We start from the raw sequence: 1,457 nt of genomic DNA on the forward strand, positions 1-1,457 counted from the left end.
AGCTCGGCACGCACCTGGCGCCCGCCGACAGCGGAGAGCCGCACGGAGACGCGCTTGTGTGGATGCCGCTCGGAATGCAAGGACATCGTGAACCTCTTGAACGTGTGATCGAGTGCGCGCTTGTGTCAGGCCTCTGAGATGCGGCTCTTCACATGCGCCGCGGGCCGGGATGGTGGTTCGCGGGCCGGGTCCAAGACTTCTCACCGGGCTCGAAGCCCTACGCGTCTCGCTGGTTTTCCCTGCCCCGATCCGGTCGATCAGTTGTCCATTCAGCTCATGCCTTCCTCACATCCCCGATATCCGGCGAACCGGCAGCGGGCTTACGCCGCCGCCAGGGCCGGATCTCGGTAACTTTCGCCTTTCGTCAGCATCGCCCAGATGCGCCGCGCCATCTTGTTGGCGAGCGCGATGGCCACGAGGATGCGCGGTTTTCTGAGCATCAGCTTTCCCAGCCATGTGTCATTGGGGATGCCGCGCCGACAGGCGCCCACCGTCGCGGCCATGGCGCCGACCACTAGCAATCGCCGGATGTCGTGCTGGCCGGCCTTCGACACCTTGCCCAATCGCGCCTTGCCACCGGACGAGCTCTGTCGTGGCACAAGGCCGAGCCAGGCCGCAAAGTCGCGCCCGCGTCTGAAGGTTTCCATGGGCGGTGCAAAGGACTCGATGGCCATGGCGGTGATCGGACCGACCCCGGGCATTGTCTGCAGCAGCCTGGCCCAGCGGCTTTCCTTCGACAGCTCCGCAATCTGGGCATCAAGCGCGGCGATCTCGGCGCCAAGACTCTCGATCTGGCGCAGGATGCCACGGCAGGCGATCCGCGCGGGTCGGGGCAGATCGCTGGTCTCGTCCTCCAGCACCGCGACCAGCTTCGGCAGATGCTGCAGGCCGACCGGCGCGATGTAGCCGAACTCGTAAAGATGCGAACGCAGTGCGTTCACCAATTCGATGCGCTGCGCGATGACCTTCTGGCGGACGCGGAACACCACGGCGCGGGCCTGCTGCTCGGCGCTTTTGGGTTCGACGAAGCGCATGTGAGGGCGGGTCGCGGCCTCGGCGATTGCTTCCGCGTCGGCTGCATCGTTTTTCTGCCTCTTGACGTACGGCGTGACGTATTGTGGCGAGATCACCTTCACGGAGTGGCCGAGCTTCGCCAGTTCCCGTGCCCAGTAATGCGAGCTCGGACAGGCTTCCATGGCCACCGTGCGCGGCGGCTGCGCTGCCATGAACCGCTGAAACTGCAGACGCGTGAGCTTCTTGCGAAATACGGGCCGCCCGTCCGCCGCGGCCCCGTGCAGCTGGAACACGTTCTTTGCCAGATCGATGCCGATGATGGTAACTTCTTCCATGGATGCCCTCTCCTGTCCTTACTTGTGTTTTCGACACCACAAGCTTGGCACATTGCGATGCCGTCGGGGGAGAGCGGCATCCACCCCATCTTCTCAGTCATTGGGGCG

1 protein-coding gene is annotated in these 1,457 nt (G+C 64.5%); it reads right to left on the reverse strand.

The window, feature by feature from the left end; all coding sequences use genetic code 11:
• Nucleotides 1-320: 320 nt before the first annotated feature.
• Nucleotides 321-1,349, reverse strand: coding sequence for an IS110 family transposase (locus Q8S30_RS02005; protein ID WP_066813779.1), 1,029 nt, complete (start codon nucleotides 1,347-1,349; stop codon nucleotides 321-323).
• Between the last annotated feature and the right edge of the window lie 108 nt (nucleotides 1,350-1,457).

The organism is Frigidibacter sp. (genome assembly GCF_030695035.1).
Lineage (GTDB): Bacteria > Pseudomonadota > Alphaproteobacteria > Rhodobacterales > Rhodobacteraceae > Frigidibacter.